Origin of the sequence: Streptomyces sp. NPDC050842 (genome assembly GCF_044456565.1) — a bacterium.
Lineage (GTDB): Bacteria > Actinomycetota > Actinomycetes > Streptomycetales > Streptomycetaceae > Streptomyces.
On sequence record NZ_JBITGA010000004.1, the window covers coordinates 703,637 to 720,110 of the forward strand.

A 16,474-nucleotide genomic window follows, 5' to 3' on the forward strand; every position below is an offset into this window, starting at 1 on the left:
CGGGCGCGCGCGTGGCCGGCGGCGGCGCCCTGTTCCTTCTCGTGCGCGCTGCCGCCCCGTTGTCGTACACGTTGTCGTACCGCGCCGTTACGCTCGGTCCATGGCTCTGACTACGTCCGCCGAAGCACCGCTTCCCGTCGGTGAGGTCTCCCGGCTGATCGGGGGCTGGATCGACCGGCTCGGAGCGATCTGGGTCGAGGGGCAGATCACGCAGCTGTCGCGGCGCCCCGGCGCCGGGGTCGTCTTCCTGACCCTGCGGGATCCCTCGCACGACATCTCCATCGGCGTCACCTGCTACCGCCAGGTCTTCGACTCGGTCGCGGACCTGGTGTCCGAGGGCGCCCGGGTCGTCGTGCACGCCAAGCCCGAGTGGTACGCACCGCGTGGGCAGCTGTCGCTGCGGGCCGTGGAGATCAAGCCGGTCGGCATCGGCGAGCTGCTCGCCCGGCTCGAGCAGCTGAAGCGGAGCCTGGCGGCCGAGGGGCTCTTCGCGCTCGACCGGAAGAAGCCGCTGCCGTTCCTGCCCCATCTGATCGGGCTCGTCTGCGGACGCGCCTCGGCGGCGGAGCGGGACGTCCTGGAGAACGCGCGGCGCCGCTGGCCGGCCGTCCGCTTCGAGGTGCGGAACGTCCCGGTGCAGGGCGTGAAGGCGGTCCCGCAGGTCGTCCAGGCGGTGAAGGAGCTCGACGCCCACGAGGACGTGGACGTGATCATCGTCGCCCGGGGCGGCGGCAGCGTCGAGGACCTGCTGCCGTTCTCGGACGAGCGGCTCGTGCGGGCCGTCGCCGACTGCCGTACGCCCGTGGTCTCCGCGATCGGGCACGAGCCGGACTCGCCTCTCCTCGACCTGGTGGCCGACCTGCGGGCCTCGACGCCCACGGACGCCGCCAAGAAGGTCGTACCGGACGTCGGGGAGGAGCTCGACCGGGTGCGCGGGCTGCGGGACCGGGCACTGCGGACTGTGCGGGGGCTCCTGGAGCGGGAGGAGCGCGGTCTCGCGCACGCGCTCGCGCGGCCCGTCATGGAGCATCCGCAGCGGATGGTCGAGGTCCGCGAGGACGAGATCGACGCGCTGCTCGCGCGGAGCCGGCGGGTCCTGGGACACCTCCTGGACCGGGCCGACTCGGAGCTGTCGCACACGCGGGCGCGGGTCCGGGCACTGTCGCCCGCCGCGACCATGGAGCGGGGGTACGCGGTGCTCCAGCGGGCGGACGGCGCGGTGGTCCGCTCCTCCGAGGAGGTCGCGGAGGGCGAGGAGCTGCGGGCCCGGGTCGCCGAGGGCGAGTTCGCGGTGCGACGCGTGGGCGGGGACGTGGCCGGCCCTGCCTGACCCCACCCTGCGCCCTGGCCCCCTGATCAGGGCTTGAAGATCATCGAGAGCGAAGCAACAAGCGACACGCGACACGGAAGGCGGGACACATGGCAGCCGGTACGGAAGAGGCGGCGCTCGGGTACGAGCAGGCGCGGGACGAGCTGATCGAGGTCGTACGGCGGCTTGAGGCGGGCGGGACGTCCCTGGAGGAGTCCCTCGCGCTCTGGGAGCGCGGCGAGGAGCTGGCGAAGGTCTGCCGGCGGCGGCTCGAGGGCGCGCGGGCCCGACTGGACGCCTCCCTGGCGGCGGAGCGCGCGGCCGAGGCGGAGGCGGCGGGCGGGGGCTCGGGCGGAGAGGAGTAGCCCTGCCGGGTCCTGCCGGCCGGGCACTGCCGGTGCTGCCGGGTCCTGCCGGTGCCCTGCGGGTCCTGGCGTAGACTCGGGAGTGAAGCGGATCACTATCCGGATGGATTAGTTGAAGTTTCACCAATCATGCGCGTACTGTCGAGGACATCGCTTGATCCGCAGTCCGGAAGGTACGCAGCATGTCTCTCGCCCTTGACCCCGCCGCCCAGGACCTCCTTTTCCGTGAGGCCCGCACCGCCAACACGTTCACCGACGAGCCGGTGACCGACGAGCAGGTTCAGGCGATCTACGACCTGGTGCAGTACGGTCCGACCGCGTTCAACCAGACCCCGCTGCGCATCACCCTGGTCCGCTCCCCCGAGGCCCGCGAGCGCCTGGTCAAGCACATGGCCGAGGGCAACCAGGCGAAGACCGCCACCGCCCCGCTGGTCGCGATCCTCTCCGCCGACAACGAGTTCCACGAGGAGCTCCCGGCCCTGCTCCCGCACTTCCCGCAGGCCAAGGACATGTTCTTCTCGGAGCGCCCGGTCCGCGAGCAGTCCGCCGTGCTGAACGCCGCCCTCCAGGCCGCCTACTTCATCGTCGGCGTCCGCGCCGCCGGCCTCGCCGCCGGCCCGATGACCGGCCTGGACTTCGCCGGCCTCCAGAAGGAGTTCCTGGACGGCGACCACACCCCGCTGATGGTCGTCAACATCGGCAAGCCGGGCGAGGACGCCTGGTTCCCGCGCTCCCCGCGCCTGGCCTACGACGACGTCGTCACCACCGTCTGAGCCTGATCGCACCCAGCCTGACGGCACACGAGAAGGGCCCCGCACTCACGGAGTGCGGGGCCCTTCTCGTACATCTCGTGCGTCCCTCGTGCGTCTCGTGCGTCCCTCGTACGCCTCGGGTGCCCGTCAGGCCTTGTGCGGCTTGAGCGAGCCCGCCATCTCGGCCAGCCGGTCGAAGGAGGCCGTACCGGTCACGACGGTCGTCGCGCCGCCCTCCGTACGGACGAGCGCGTCGTACTTCGGCCCCTCCCAGCGCTGCCAGACCCGACCGTCCACCGTCCGGGTCTTCCCCGTGTTCTTCGCCTCGTGCGTGACCTCGGGCACGTACTTGCCCGCCGCCGCCGTCGACTGGTGGATCGCCACGTACTGCGTGTCCGGGGAGAGGAAACCGAGCTGCCAGGCGTCGCCCTTCTCGCGCTTGTACGAGACGACCGTCGCCTTCCAGTCCGCCCCGAGGCCCTCGGGTGCCAGCACCGGATAGGGCGCCGCCCGCTGGGCCGTCAGGAGCTCGACGCGGTAGTCCTTCGCCTTGACCGGCGCCGCGCTCTCGTCATGCGGGATGAAGAGATACATCACTCCCGCAGCGACCATGATCACCCCGAGGGACTGGAACATCCCTCGTACCGTCTGCCTACCTCGCATACCTGCCACGCCCCACATGGTCGCATTAGGGTGTCGTGCTCAAACGTGGGCCCCTCTGCTCATTTTGTCGACGTACCGATAGAGTCGCATCACCCTCGTTTTTTCCGGCCGTCGCCGTTCCCGGCCGTCGCCGTACAGAAAGGTGCGCTTCGATGACCGAGCACCATCACCTGCCGCCCGAGCTCGTCGTCTCCCCTGAGGCCCCCGACCGGAACCTCGCCCTCGAGCTGGTCCGCGTCACCGAGGCCGCCGCCATGGCCGCAGGCCGCTGGGTCGGCCGCGGCGACAAGATCGGCGCGGACGGCGCGGCGGTCAACGCCATGCGGACCCTGATCTCCACCGTCTCGATGAACGGCGTCGTCGTCATCGGCGAGGGCGAGAAGGACGAAGCCCCGATGCTCTTCAACGGCGAGCGGGTCGGCGACGGCACCGGCGCCGAGGTCGACATCGCCGTCGACCCGATCGACGGCACCACGCTCAACGCCAAGGGCATGCCGAACGCGATCGCCGTCCTGGCCGCCGCCGACCGCGGCACCATGTTCGACCCGTCCGCGGTCTTCTACATGGACAAGCTGGTCACCGGCCCCGAGGCCGCCGACTTCGTCGACATCAACGCCCCCGTCTCGGTCAACATCCGCCGGGTCGCCAAGGCGAAGAACTCCTCTCCCGAGGACATCACGGTCATGATCCTGGACCGCCCCCGTCACGAGGGCATCGTCAAGGAGATCCGCGAGACCGGGGCCCGGATCAAGTTCATCTCGGACGGCGACGTCGCCGGTTCGATCATGGCCGTCCGCGAGGGCACGGGCGTCGACATGCTCATGGGCGTCGGCGGCACCCCCGAGGGCATCATCTCCGCCTGCGCCATCAAGTGCCTCGGCGGCGTGATCCAGGGCAAGCTGTGGCCGAAGGACGAGGCCGAGCGGCAGAAGGCGCTCGACGCGGGCCACGACCTGGACCGGGTGCTCTCCACGAACGACCTGGTCAGCGGCGACAACGTGTTCTTCGTCGCGACCGGCATCACCGACGGCGAGCTGCTGCGCGGCGTGCGCTACCGCGCCGAGACGGCGACGACGCAGTCGCTGGTCATGCGCTCGAAGTCCGGCACGATCCGCCAGATCGACTCGACGCACCGGCTCTCGAAGCTGCGCGCGTACAGCAAGATCGACTTCGATCGCGCCAAGTAAGCCGAACGGCCGGCCGAGCCGGCCGAGGGGGCTGAGCGGCGAGCGGCCGAGCGATTGTGCGGCGGAATGGCCGAATCGGTGTACGGCCGACATCGGTCGCGCCGCTGAGCGGTCGCCTCGGCCCACGGCCCAGCGGAACGGAACGAAGAGGGGCGCCCCCATGTGCGGTGGGGGCGCCCCTTCCCGTACGGGCCGCGTCGGCGTCCGCTCCCCTGTCAGCCCGCCTGGGCGATCCGTCCGTCGGTCGCGGACGCCTTCCTCAGCTCCACCTCGCGCCGCCGGCGTCTGGCCAGGACCACACGGCGCTCCGCGGCGGTGAGCCCGCCCCACACGCCGTACGGCTCGGGCTGGAGCAGCGCGTGCTCCCGGCACTCGATCATCACGGGACAGCGGGCGCAGACCCGCTTGGCCGCCTCCTCCCGCGCGAGCCGCGCTGCGGTCGGCTCCTTGGAAGGGGCGAAGAAGAGCCCCGCCTCGTCCCGGCGGCACGCCGCCTCCGCGTGCCAGGGGCCGGCCTCGTCCTCCCGGGCAGGTGTGCGCTGAGGGGGAACGGCGGCGACCTGGAGGGGCTGATGCGGCAGTGGCAGCACGATCTACTCCTGACGACGGCTTCGCGAGCGAGCGGCGATGCAGCAGCCCTACCCGCTGTGCGCGCGCCTATGCACTGCGTGCCGCGCCGTTCCGCACTGCGGATACCTCAGGACGAAATCCGGTCACCGGCCGGCCACGAAGATCGCCCCGACACACGAACGGCGCCCGGGGTCAGTGGCCGAGGTGTTTGCGCAGCTTGCCCTGGAGGTCGGTGATCCACTTGCCGCGCTTGGGCCTCGCCTCGACGTTCCCGAAGACCGAGTAGCCGTTGACGACGACGACCGGGGCCTGCGGATCGACGCCCTCCAGGGTCACCACCTCGAAGTTGCCGAAGACTCCGCTGCCGTTGCCGCGCAGGCTGATGTTCTCCGGGACGCGCACCTCGACGTTCCCGAAGATCGACGTGGCGTTGATGGTGGTCAGGCGCTGCGCGAAGATCGCCTCGGTCAGATCGATCTCGATGTTCCCGAAGAGCGCGAAGGCGTTCGTCCTGCGGCCCACCCGCCACCGGCCCTTGCGGGTCGTGCTGGAGAAGATCGCGACGAGGCTGTCCGCCGCGGCGGCGGGGTCGCCCGGGTCGTCGTCGTACGCCGGTTCCGGCTCCCGGCGGGTCCGGGGGCCCGGCAGGTCGCTGACGATCGGCTCCAGCTCTCCGACGGTCTTGGCCCGGTAGACGGCGTCGATCCGGTCCGAGTGCTCCTCGGGATCGATCCGGCCCTCGGCCAGGGCGTCCCGGAGGATGTCCGCGATCCGGTCCCGGTCCGCGTCGGATGCCCGCAGCGAGCCTCGCGGGTCGGCGAAAGCGGTCTCGGCCGGGGCGGGTTCGGCGGGCGCGGCCGACCGCTGCGGCTGCGGCTGCTTTTCGGGTTCGGGCTTCTTTTCGAGGTCCACGGAGTCAGCGTAGCGAAACGCGATAGATCGCGACCAGGGGGCGGGGCCGGACCTGTGGAGGACGAGACGAACGGGCAGCCGGAAAAGGCGGTTTGAAGCCACGTCGGGAGACCGCCTCCCGCCGGACGCCCGGCGCGCCGGACCAGCCGGCCGACCCGCCGCCGGACCCGCAGACCCGCCGCCGGACCGCCGCAGACCTGCCGCCGGACCGCTGCCGACCCGCCGCTGCCGGACCGCTGCCGGACCTTCCTCCGACCGCTGCCGACCTTCCGTCGACCCGCCGCCGGACCTTCCTCCGACCGCCGCCGGACCTTCCGCCGACCCGCCACCGGACCTTCCGTCGCCCTGCGCCGCACCCGAGGAACACGCCACATCGGCGCGGTCCCGGTCGCTAGTGAGCCTTACCTCACAGGATCGGGGCCGCGGCCGCGCTCTACGCTGGAGGAGGCGCCGCCAATGGAGGCGGCGCCGCCGTCTGCCGAGTGAGGAATGGCTGCCGTCATGCCAGAGTTTGCGTACTCCGATCTGCTGCCCCTGGGAGAGGACACCACGCCCTACCGCCTGGTGACCTCCGAAGGTGTCTCCACCTTCGAGGCCGACGGCCGTACGTTCCTCAAGGTCGAGCCCGAGGCGCTGCGCACGCTCGCCGCCGAGGCGATCCACGACATCCAGCACTTCCTGCGCCCGGCCCACCTGGCCCAGCTGCGCCGGATCATCGACGACCCGGAGGCCTCGGGCAACGACAAGTTCGTCGCGCTCGACCTCCTCAAGAACGCGAACATCGCGGCCGCGGGCGTCCTCCCCATGTGCCAGGACACCGGCACCGCGATCGTCATGGGCAAGCGCGGCCAGAACGTGCTGACCCCCGGCCGCGACGAGGAGGCCCTGTCGAAGGGCATCTACGACGCGTACACCAAGCTCAACCTGCGGTACTCGCAGATGGCCCCCGTCACCATGTGGGAGGAGAAGAACACCGGCTCGAACCTGCCCGCGCAGATCGAGCTGTACGCGACCGACGGCGGCGCGTACAAGTTCCTCTTCATGGCCAAGGGCGGCGGCTCCGCCAACAAGTCCTTCCTCTACCAGGAGACGAAGGCCGTCCTCAACGAGGCGAGCATGATGAAGTTCCTGGAGGAGAAGATCCGCTCGCTCGGGACGGCGGCCTGCCCGCCGTACCACCTGGCGATCGTCGTCGGCGGCACGAGCGCCGAGTTCGCGCTCAAGACCGCGAAGTACGCCTCCGCGCACTACCTGGACGAGCTGCCCACCGAGGGCTCGGCCGTGACCGGCCACGGCTTCCGGGACAAGGAGCTGGAGGAGAAGGTCTTCGAGCTGACGCAGAAGATCGGCATCGGCGCGCAGTTCGGCGGCAAGTACTTCTGCCACGACGTCCGCGTCGTCCGCCTCCCCCGCCACGGCGCCTCGCTGCCCGTCGCGATCGCCGTCTCCTGCTCGGCCGACCGCCAGGCCGTCGCGAAGATCACCGCCGAGGGCGTCTTCCTGGAGCAGCTGGAGACCGACCCGGCGCGCTTCCTGCCGGAGACGACCGACGAGCACCTCTCCGAGGACAGCGACGTCGTCACCATCGACCTGAACCAGCCGATGGACGACATCCTCGCCGAGCTGACCAAGTACCCGGTCAAGACCCGCCTCTCCCTCAACGGCCCGCTCGTCGTGGCGCGCGACATCGCGCACGCCAAGATCAAGGAGCGCCTGGACGCGGGCGAGGAGATGCCGCAGTACCTGAAGGACCACCCGGTCTACTACGCGGGCCCGGCGAAGACCCCCGAGGGGTACGCCTCCGGTTCCTTCGGCCCGACGACGGCCGGCCGCATGGACTCGTACGTGGAGCAGTTCCAGGCGGCGGGCGGCTCGAAGGTCATGCTGGCCAAGGGCAACCGCTCGCAGCAGGTCACGACCGCGTGCGGCAGCCACGGCGGCTTCTACCTCGGCTCGATCGGCGGCCCGGCGGCCCGTCTCGCGCAGGACTGCATCAAGAAGGTCGAGGTCGTCGAGTACGAGGAGCTCGGCATGGAGGCGGTCTGGAAGATCGAGGTCGAGGACTTCCCGGCGTTCATCGTCGTGGACGACAAGGGCAACGACTTCTTCCAGAACCCGGCGCCCGAGCCGACCTTCACGCACATCCCGGTGCGGGGTCCCGGCCTCGGCTGATCCGTTCCGCGCGACGTCCCGACGACGCCCCCGTTCCGTACGTACGGAACGGGGGCGTCGTCGCGTACCCGGACGGAGGGTGTCGTCGATCTCTGCTCAGAAACTCGCTACCGACCGGTAGACCTCTCGTTACCTACCGGTCAGTATTGGCCGCGAGCATGTCAACCACTGAGCCGGTAGACCCCTCGGGAGCCCCCATGCCCTCCGCACCCCCCACCACCCACGTCACCCCCAGCGCCGCCACCGCACCTTCGTCCGCCCGCAGGCGCGTCGCCGCCAGTGCCACGGGCGCGCTGGCCCTGACGGCCTTCCTCGTCGTCGGCCCCGCGCCCGCCGCCTCCGCGGCCGACCCGGACACCCACCTGGTGTCGACCGCCGCCCTCGCGGACGTGGACTACGCGACCTGGCGCAAGGACGTGGCCGCCGTCGTCGCCGAGGCCCGCCCGTACATCGAGGAGCGCGCGAAGGACGCCGGCAGCGAGAAGCAGGCGATCGTCCTCGACATCGACAACTCCTCCCTGGAGACCGATTTCCACCCCTTCTGGGAGCTGCCGACCCCGGCCATCGCGGACGTCCGCGACCTGGTCCAGGACGCCCACGACAAGGGCGTGGCGGTCTTCTTCGTCACCGCCCGCCCCGGGATCATCCACTCCCTCACCGACTGGAACCTGAAGCGGGCCGGATACCCCGTCGACGGTCTGTACGTGCGCTCGCTGCCCGACCTGTTCGCCGAGGTCAGCGCGTACAAGACGGAGAAGCGCGCGGAGATCGAGGCCAAGGGCTACACGATCATCGCGAACATCGGCAACAACACCACCGACATCGTCGGCGGGCACGCCGAGCGCGCCTTCAAGCTGCCCGACTACGACGGCAAGCTCTCCTGACGAAGCGCCGAGACGCCCTCTAGCGCGTGAGGTGGAACTCCAGTCGTGAGTAGGCCCCGTCCGGGGTCGAGCGGATGTGGCCGCTCACGTCCTTGAAGTCGCCGGTCCCGCCGGTGACGGCGATGTCGAACGGGGCGGGCTGCTGCTCGCCCGAGTCGACCGGGAGGAGCGTCTGGCCGGCGATCTGCCCGCGCTGGCCGGCGGGGCCGCCGGTCAGGACGAAGGTGCCCACGCACAGCAGGTCGCCGGGGTCGTCGGCGCGCACCACGGTGCAGGTCACGCCGTCCCGGCCGAGCTGCTCGCCGCCCTTGGACCTGAACAGGTCCTCGGCGAAGACGAAGGAGTCGCCGGCCTCGGGCGCGGGAGCGCTCTCCTCGCCCTCGTCGCCGGAGACGTCCTTGGCGTAGAGGGTGAACTCGACGGCCACGGCCTGGGTGCCGGCGGCGACCGGGGCGGCGAAGACCGGGGCTGCGGCGCCGAAGGCGACGAACGCGACGGTCGCCGCGCCGAGCGCGCCGATCCTCCTGAAGCTTCGGGACATGACCTTCCTCCTCGCGGGTGGTGGATCTCCCTCTCGGCTCGCTCCATTGTCCGTCGCCCGCCCCGGGCCCGCCCGCGCGCGCCGCTACCCTGACGCGCATGGAACACCCGATACGGATCATGGTCCCGGCCGCCGCTCTCCTGGTCAGCGGGGTGCTGACGGCCGGTTGCGCCGCCCCCGCGCCCCTGCCCGAGGTCACCCAGGGCGCCCGGCCGGCCACGGCGCCGAGCACGACCCCGGCGGCGCCGGCCACGGCGGTCGCGGCCGCCGCGCACGCGACCCTCGGGGGGCCGGGCACGGCCTGCGCGCTGCCCGTCTCCTTCGGTCTGGCGGAGAAGTGGAAGCCCGAGGCGATCGAGAGCCCCGAGGACCCGGAGTTCGCCGCGCTCACCCGTCAGGGGCCTGCCACGGTCCGCTGCGAGGTGGACGCCAAGCCGGCGGGGAACGTCGGCTACCTGCGGGTGTGGACGGCGGGGAAGGGCACGGCGGAGAAGGGCTCGGCGGGGAAGGGCTCCGCCCGGGCCGCCCTCGAAGGCTTCGTGAAGGCCGAGGAGAAGACCTCCGCCGTCACCTACCGGGAGACGAAGGCGGGCGCGCTGCCCGCCACCGAGGTGACGTACACGGTCCACAACGAGGTGACGGAGGAGTCCAAGGAGGAGCGGGCCTTCGCCGTCGCGACGCCGAAGGGGACAGTGATCGTCCACCTCGGCGGACTCGACACGGAGGAGCACCGGGCGATGCTCCCGGCGTACGAACTGGCCAGGACGACGCTGAAGCTCGGCTGAACCGAGCTCGGCTGAGCCCGGCGGCTCCGTCCCGGACGCAACCGTGGCCCCCGTCCCGCACCGGACGGGGGCCACGGCGTTCCGTGAGGGTGCGGACGACTACGCGAACTTCTGGTTCGCGGAGCCGTCGCAGTTCTGGAGCCGGATCGGCTCCTTCGCCGCACCCTGGGTGAGACAGAGGCCCGTCGCGCCGGCGGGCCGGATCGTGGCGCCGTCACGGACGAACTTCTGGTTGGCACCGCCGTGGCAGTTCCAGATGATCAGCGCCTTGCCCGCCTGGAAGCCCGACGCGGGCACGTCGACGCAGCGGTCCTGGGTGAGCTGGGTGTGGACGCTCTGACGGGCGGAGTCGTACCACCAGCCCTGGTTGCGGCCGCCGTGGCAGTCCCAGCCGACCACGCCGGTGTCGTTGGCCGAGGAGGCCGCCTCGACGTCGACGCACTGGCCGGTGGCCTGGTTCCTCAGCGGCTTGTACGCGTCGTCCCAGGCGACCGGGAAGAGCGTCGGCCTGCCCGAGGAGGCGACGTCGGCGCAGCCGGCCTCACGGAGACCCGAGTCGTAGACCTGCGTGAGGCAGGAGGCGAAGGCGGCGTGCCCTCGGCCGTTGGGGTGGAAGGACTGCCGGACCGAGTTCTCGTCCGGCGTGCCGGGCTTGGAGAGGTCGATGTAGAGCCCGCGGGCCCAAGCGTCCTCCATGCAGACCTCGTGGCCGTGGAAGAGCCGCGAGTTGTCGAGGTACACGGCCCCGGTCGAGGCGGCGGCCTTGCGCATGCCGCGTTCGAAGGCGGGGACGGCGGTGTTGCGGCCCCAGACGGTGTCGGAGTCGTAGCCGAGGCCGCCGCAGCTCAGCTTGCCGGGGAAGGAGGGGTTGTCGTGGAAGTCGGGGCCGATGGGGCTGGGGTAGCCCATGACGACGAGCTTGTAGTCGCCGTCGGCGTATCCGGCGTCGCGCATGACGGTCTTGAGGTCGCGCACGGTCTGCTCGACCTTGGGGACGAGCGCGTCGACGCGGGCCTGCCAGCCGGGGGCGTACTTGGGCTCGCAGGCGCCCTGGAGCAGCAGGTAGCGCTGGACGCAGTCGGTCATGACGGGGCCGAACTGCAGGTCGTCGTTGGCTCCGGCGACGAGCAGGACCATCTTGATCCGGGTGTTGCGGGCCTTCACGGCGAGGTTGTCGCTCTGGACGAGCTCGTCGGCGTACTGCTTCGAGCCGCCGATCCGGATATTGCCGGTGTAGGCGCCGGAGCAGGAGACGTTGAAGGTGAGGTCCGCGGGGATGCCGGTGCGGTGGATGGCGGCGTCCGGCGAGCGGTGGCACCAGTTGGTCGGGCCGTTGGTGGGGGGTTCGTACGTGCCGACGCCCTCGCCGGAGATCTCGCTGTCGCCGAGGGAGATCAGGCCGGTCTTGCGCTGCGCGAGCGGGCGCTCGGCCGGGTCGCCGTAGATCTTGGTGGCCTCGGCGGCCCGGATCGCCTCCAGCTCGGGCGGGAGCGGTACGGAAGCGGTGACCGATGCTGTGAGGGTGCCGGCGGCTCCGGCGGGCGCGGCGGCGGTCATCGTGCCGAGCGCGGCGGCGGCCGCGGCGACGGCCGCGATGGGCCAGCGGAGTCTGTACCTGGTGCGCGTCATTGCGCCTCCTGGAAGTGGGGTTACCCACGGTTTTTACTGGTCGGTACGCGTGTTGGGAATACATCGAACAAGACAAGTGCTCAGCTTTTGCAGGAGGTTGAGAGAGATGGCGAGGAAGATGACGACGAACAGCGCAGCCGGCGAGTACCGCGTCGAGCACGACTCCATGGGCGAGGTGCGGGTCCCCGCGCACGCCAAGTGGCGTGCCCAGACCCAGCGGGCCGTGGAGAACTTCCCCGTGTCGGGCCAGCGCCTGGAGCGCGCCCACATCGAGGCCCTGGCCCGGATCAAGGCCGCCGCGGCCACGGTCAACGCCGAGCTCGGGGTGATCGACGCGGACCGGGCCGGGGCGATCGCCTCGGCGGCGGCGGAGGTCGCCGAAGGGCGGTGGGACGACCACTTCCCCGTGGACGTCTTCCAGACCGGCTCCGGCACCTCGTCCAACATGAACGCCAATGAGGTGATCGCCACCCTCGCCTCCGAGCGGCTCCCCGAGGGCCGGGACGTCCACCCCAACGACCATGTGAACGCCTCGCAGTCGTCGAACGACGTCTTCCCGTCCTCCATCCACATCGCGGCCACCGGCGCCGTCACCCGCGACCTGATCCCCGCCCTCGACCATCTGGCCGCCTCCCTGGAGCGAAAATCGGCCGAATTCTCGACGGTGGTGAAGTCCGGCCGTACGCACCTGATGGACGCCACCCCGGTCACCCTCGGCCAGGAGTTCGGCGGCTACGCGGCCCAGGTCAGGTACGGCGTGGAGCGGCTGCGCGCCGCGCTCCCCCGGCTCGCCGAACTCCCCCTCGGCGGTACGGCGGTGGGCACCGGCATCAACACCCCGGCCGGCTTCTCCGCGGCCGTCATCGGGGAGGTCGCGCGGGCGACCGGACTGCCGCTGACGGAGGCCCGCGACCACTTCGAGGCGCAGGGCGCCCGCGACGCGCTCGTGGAGACGTCCGGGCAGCTCAGGACCGTCGCCGTCTCCCTCACCAAGATCGCCAACGATCTGCGCTGGATGGCCAGCGGCCCGCGCACGGGCCTGGCGGAGATCAACCTCCCCGACCTCCAGCCCGGCTCGTCGATCATGCCGGGCAAGGTGAACCCGGTGGTCCCGGAGGCGGTGCTGATGGTCGCCGCACAGGTGACCGGAAACGACACCACGGTGGCGGTGGCGGGCGCCGCGGGGAACTTCGAGCTCAACGTGATGCTGCCGGTGATGGCCAAGAACCTCCTGGAGTCGGTACGGCTGCTCGCCAACGCCTCCCGGCTGCTCGCGGACCGCACGGTCGACGGCATCACCGCCAACGTCGAGCGCGCCCGCGAGTACGCCGAGTCCTCGCCGTCCGTGGTCACCCCGCTGAACAAGTACATCGGCTACGAGGAGGCCGCCAAGGTCGCCAAGAAGTCCCTCGCCGAGCGGAAGACCATCCGCGAGGTGGTCCTGGCCTCCGGGTACGTCGAGCGGGGCGACCTCACGGTCGAGCAGCTGGACGAGGCGCTCGACGTGCTGCGGATGACGCACCCGTAGGCATGGGCTGACTCATCCGTGACCTGTACCGCAGCGCTCGTGGGAGCGCGCCCCTAAGATCTGCGCATGACAGAGTCGGGCGGCCCTCAGCACTGGGCGCCGGGGGAGCAGATCCTCTGGCGCTACCGCGGCAACGGCACCGGCGCCGTGCACATCTGCCGGCCGGTGACCGTCGTCCAGGACACGTCCGAGCTGCTCGCGGTCTGGATGGCGCCGGGCACCGAATGCGTACGGCCCGTGCTGAGCGACGGCACGCCCGTCCACGAGGAGCCGCTCGCCACCCGGTACACGGCCCCGCGCACCACGGAGCGGTCCCGCTGGTTCGGCAGCGGCGTCCTCAAGCTGGCCCGGCCCGGGGACCCGTGGTCGGTGTGGCTGTTCTGGGAGCGGGGCTGGCGCTTCCGCAGCTGGTACGTGAACCTGGAGGAGCCGCGCACCCGCTGGTCCGGCGGCGTCGACTCCGAGGACCACTTCCTCGACATCTCCGTCTACCCCGACCACAGTTGGCTCTGGCGGGACGAGGACGAGTTCGCACAGGCCCAGCGGTCCGGCCTGATGGACCCGGAACAGGCCGAGCGGGTACGGGCCGCCGGGCGGCGGGCGGTGGATCTGATCCACTCCTGGGGGACGCCGTTCGCGGACGGCTGGGAGGACTGGCGGCCCGATCCGGGGTGGCCGGTGCCGCACCTCCCCGGCGACTGGGACCGCACTCCGGCCCATACGGCCCCGTGAGACCCTTGATGCGCCCCCGGGGGTCAAACGTAGGATCGTCCTCCGCACGGCAGAAGCGGATCGAACAGCACGTCAGACCGACCGAACTCCACGTCAACGACCGATCGCAGCACAGGACCTGACCGCAAGTCATCCACGAGGGGGAGAGCAGTGCCGGACGTGCGCCCGGGTGTTCCGACCCCTGCCGTTGCCGCCTCTCGCGGAACGTCCACATCCGCTGCATACGAGGGGTTTATCCCTGCCGAAGGCGCGGCATCGGCGAGAAGAGCGAGTGCATCGCACCACCGGCCCGGACGGACGGAACCCCACGCGTGACGGAGCATCCCACCTCCCACGAAGGCCGACAGCCGCTGGCTGCCCGGCCGCAGGAACGCGCGCGCCCTCGCCAGGAGGCGGCGGCCGCCGGCCTGCCCTCCGACGTGCCCGCCCAGCCGGGCGGCCCGGCGGACCGGACGGCGACGGCCCCCGGCACGGGCACCCCGGCGGCGACCGGCACCCCAGGCACCCATGACGCCCAAGGCACCCCCAACTCCCCCTCCCCCGCGACGGCGGGAACGCCGGGTGCCTCCGGCACGTCGGGCCCGTCCGGCGCCCCTGGCTCGCCCGGCTCGCCCGGTGACGCGGCCGGCGGCCCGGGCGGCGGGGGCGGTGCCCCCGGGGCCGTGGCCGTCGCCGTGGCGGCGCAGAGCCCCGGCGGAGGCCGGGGCCCCGACGGCGCCGCGCGGCGCGAGGGCGAGCGGCTGCGGTTCGTCGGCGCCGCGACCCGCCGGATCGCCCGCGGGCTCGACCTCGACGAGATCGTGCTCGGCCTGTGCCGGGCGACCGTGCCCACCTTCTCCGACGAGATCCTCGTCTACCTGCGCGATCCGCTGCCGGTCGGCGACGAGCGCCCGGTGTCGCCGTTCGTCCTACGGCTGCGCCGCACGGACCGCCTCCGGTTAAGCGAAGTGGAGGGCGAGGAGCTCGTCCTCGTACCCGATCCGGACCCGACCCCCGCGGCCGAACTCTGCGAGGTGCGGTCCGGCGGGGCGCTCGCCGAGGTATTGCGCGGCGTGCGGCCGGTGTTCGGCGACTCCGCCGCCGCCAAGACCGCGCTGACCGAGCTCCTCGGATCCGAGCATCCGCTGCCCGGCGGGCTGCGGGCGATACTCGCCCCGCTGCGCGGCCGGCGCCGGGTGATCGGCGCCGCCGTCTTCCTGCGCCGTCCCGAGCGGGCCGGTTTCGAGCCGAACGACCTGCTCGTCGCCGCACAGTTGGCGACGCACACCGCGCTCGGCATCGACAAGGCCGTCCTGTACGGCCGCGAGGCGTACATCGCGGACGAGCTCCAGCGGACGATGCTGCCGGACTCCCTCCCGCAGCCGACCGGTGTACGGCTCGCCTCGCGCTACCTCCCGGCGGCCGAGACGGCCCGGGTCGGCGGCGACTGGTACGACGCGATCCCGCTGCCCGGCAGCAGGGTCGCCCTGGTCGTCGGCGACGTCATGGGCCACTCCATGACCTCGGCGGCGATCATGGGCCAGCTGCGCACCACCGCGCAGACCCTGGCCGGGCTCGACCTGCCCCCGCAGGAGGTCCTGCACCACCTGGACGAGCAGGCGCAGCGGCTCGGCGAGAACCGGATGGCCACCTGCATGTACGCGGTGTACGACCCGGTCTCGCACCGGATCACCGTGGCCAACGCCGGTCATCCGCCGCCGATACTGCTCCACCTCGGCGGTCGTGCCGAGGTGCTGCGGGTGCCGCCCGGCGCCCCGATCGGGGTCGGCGGCGTCGACTTCGAGGCGGTCGAGCTGGACGCCCCGGCGGGCGCGACGCTGCTGCTCTACACGGACGGTCTGGTGGAGTCGCGGCTGCGGGACGTGTGGACCGGGATCGAGCAGCTGCGGGAGCGCCTCGCGGCGACCGCGCAGCTGACGGGCCCGGACCACTCGCCGCCTCTTGAGGCGCTCTGCGACGACGTCCTGGACATGCTGGGTCCTGGCGACCGGGACGACGACATCGCGCTGCTCGCGGCCCGGTTCGAGGGGATCGCGCCGAGCGACGTGGCGTACTGGTTCCTGGAGCCGGAGGACGCCGCTCCCGGGCGGGCTCGGCGGCTCGCCCGGCGGGCGCTCGCCCGCTGGGACCTGGAGGAGCTGACGGACTCGGTCGAGCTGCTGATCAGCGAGGTCGTGACGAACGCCGTGCGGTACGCGGAGCGACCGGTGACGCTGCGGCTGCTCAGGACGGACGTGCTGCGCTGCGAGGTCGGTGACGACTCGCCGCAGCTGCCCCGGCAGCGGCGGGCGCGGGACACGGACGAGGGCGGGCGCGGCCTGTTCCTGGTGAACCGGCTGGCCCGTCGATGGGGGGCCACCCGGCTCTCGGGCGGCAAGGTGGTCTGGTTCGAGCTGGCCACGCGGAGCTGAGCGAGACGGCGGTACACGAGTGATGGCCGGACCC

At 71.9% G+C, this 16,474-nt stretch carries 15 protein-coding genes; 10 read left to right on the plus strand and 5 right to left on the minus strand.

The features are described 5' to 3' along the window. Positions 1-100: 100 nt before the first annotated feature. The 3 genes from xseA (at position 101) to ACIBG6_RS16280 (ending at position 2,447) form a co-directional block, all read left to right on the plus strand. Positions 101-1,330: an exodeoxyribonuclease VII large subunit gene (gene xseA, locus ACIBG6_RS16270; RefSeq protein ID WP_399223227.1), complete on the plus strand. Its 1,230-nt coding sequence runs from the start codon at positions 101-103 to the stop codon at positions 1,328-1,330. Between the two features lie 89 nt (positions 1,331-1,419). Continuing rightward, a complete protein-coding gene (locus ACIBG6_RS16275) occupies positions 1,420-1,674 on the plus strand; it encodes an exodeoxyribonuclease VII small subunit (protein ID WP_399223228.1) in 255 nt (84 codons plus the stop codon). 182 nt (positions 1,675-1,856) lie between these two features. Then, complete coding sequence (locus tag ACIBG6_RS16280; protein WP_329621386.1) at positions 1,857-2,447, plus strand: malonic semialdehyde reductase; 591 nt, start codon at positions 1,857-1,859, stop codon at positions 2,445-2,447. A gap of 126 nt (positions 2,448-2,573) precedes the next feature. On the opposite strand, the gene ACIBG6_RS16285 is transcribed toward ACIBG6_RS16280, so the two are convergent. After that, positions 2,574-3,107 (minus strand): DUF4245 domain-containing protein, encoded by a 534-nt coding sequence (locus ACIBG6_RS16285; RefSeq protein ID WP_399223229.1) that lies wholly within the window; start codon positions 3,105-3,107, stop codon positions 2,574-2,576. A 134-nt stretch (positions 3,108-3,241) separates the two neighbouring features. Here ACIBG6_RS16285 and glpX point away from each other — a divergent pair, with 134 nt between their 5' ends. Next, entirely contained in the window at positions 3,242-4,276 is a 1,035-nt protein-coding gene (gene glpX, locus ACIBG6_RS16290; RefSeq protein WP_399223230.1) for a class II fructose-bisphosphatase, read from the plus strand. A 215-nt stretch (positions 4,277-4,491) separates the two neighbouring features. On the opposite strand, the gene ACIBG6_RS16295 is transcribed toward glpX, so the two are convergent. Further along, on the minus strand, positions 4,492-4,866 hold the full coding sequence (locus ACIBG6_RS16295; protein WP_317598754.1) for a WhiB family transcriptional regulator: 375 nt from the start codon (positions 4,864-4,866) through the stop codon (positions 4,492-4,494). 172 nt (positions 4,867-5,038) lie between these two features. After that, the gene (locus tag ACIBG6_RS16300; protein ID WP_399223231.1) at positions 5,039-5,758 is read right to left on the minus strand and encodes a DUF1707 domain-containing protein; all 720 of its coding nucleotides are present in this window, start codon (positions 5,756-5,758) and stop codon (positions 5,039-5,041) included. Between the two features lie 501 nt (positions 5,759-6,259). Here ACIBG6_RS16300 and ACIBG6_RS16305 point away from each other — a divergent pair. After that, entirely contained in the window at positions 6,260-7,930 is a 1,671-nt protein-coding gene (locus ACIBG6_RS16305) for a fumarate hydratase (protein WP_399223232.1), read from the plus strand. A gap of 197 nt (positions 7,931-8,127) precedes the next feature. Then, entirely contained in the window at positions 8,128-8,814 is a 687-nt protein-coding gene (locus ACIBG6_RS16310; protein WP_399223233.1) for an HAD family acid phosphatase, read from the plus strand. Between the two features lie 19 nt (positions 8,815-8,833). Here ACIBG6_RS16310 and ACIBG6_RS16315 read toward each other — a convergent pair whose 3' ends face one another. Beyond that, positions 8,834-9,355 (minus strand): hypothetical protein, encoded by a 522-nt coding sequence (locus ACIBG6_RS16315; protein ID WP_399223234.1) that lies wholly within the window; start codon positions 9,353-9,355, stop codon positions 8,834-8,836. A gap of 98 nt (positions 9,356-9,453) precedes the next feature. Between ACIBG6_RS16315 and ACIBG6_RS16320 the strand changes: the two genes are divergently transcribed. Further along, the gene (locus ACIBG6_RS16320; RefSeq protein ID WP_399223235.1) at positions 9,454-10,140 is read left to right on the plus strand and encodes a lipoprotein; all 687 of its coding nucleotides are present in this window, start codon (positions 9,454-9,456) and stop codon (positions 10,138-10,140) included. 99 nt (positions 10,141-10,239) lie between these two features. Here ACIBG6_RS16320 and ACIBG6_RS16325 read toward each other — a convergent pair whose 3' ends face one another. Beyond that, positions 10,240-11,769, minus strand: coding sequence for a ricin-type beta-trefoil lectin domain protein (locus ACIBG6_RS16325; RefSeq protein WP_399223236.1), 1,530 nt, complete (start codon positions 11,767-11,769; stop codon positions 10,240-10,242). A 118-nt stretch (positions 11,770-11,887) separates the two neighbouring features. On the opposite strand from ACIBG6_RS16325, the gene ACIBG6_RS16330 reads away from it, so the two are divergent. From ACIBG6_RS16330 to ACIBG6_RS16340, 3 genes are all read left to right on the plus strand, one after another. Further along, positions 11,888-13,297, plus strand: a complete 1,410-nt coding sequence (locus ACIBG6_RS16330) for a class II fumarate hydratase (protein ID WP_399223237.1) — start codon at positions 11,888-11,890, stop codon at positions 13,295-13,297. A gap of 66 nt (positions 13,298-13,363) precedes the next feature. Continuing rightward, complete coding sequence (locus ACIBG6_RS16335) at positions 13,364-14,029, plus strand: DUF402 domain-containing protein (RefSeq protein WP_399223238.1); 666 nt, start codon at positions 13,364-13,366, stop codon at positions 14,027-14,029. 311 nt (positions 14,030-14,340) lie between these two features. Beyond that, the gene (locus ACIBG6_RS16340; RefSeq protein ID WP_399223239.1) at positions 14,341-16,440 is read left to right on the plus strand and encodes a SpoIIE family protein phosphatase; all 2,100 of its coding nucleotides are present in this window, start codon (positions 14,341-14,343) and stop codon (positions 16,438-16,440) included. Positions 16,441-16,474 lie beyond the last annotated feature (34 nt).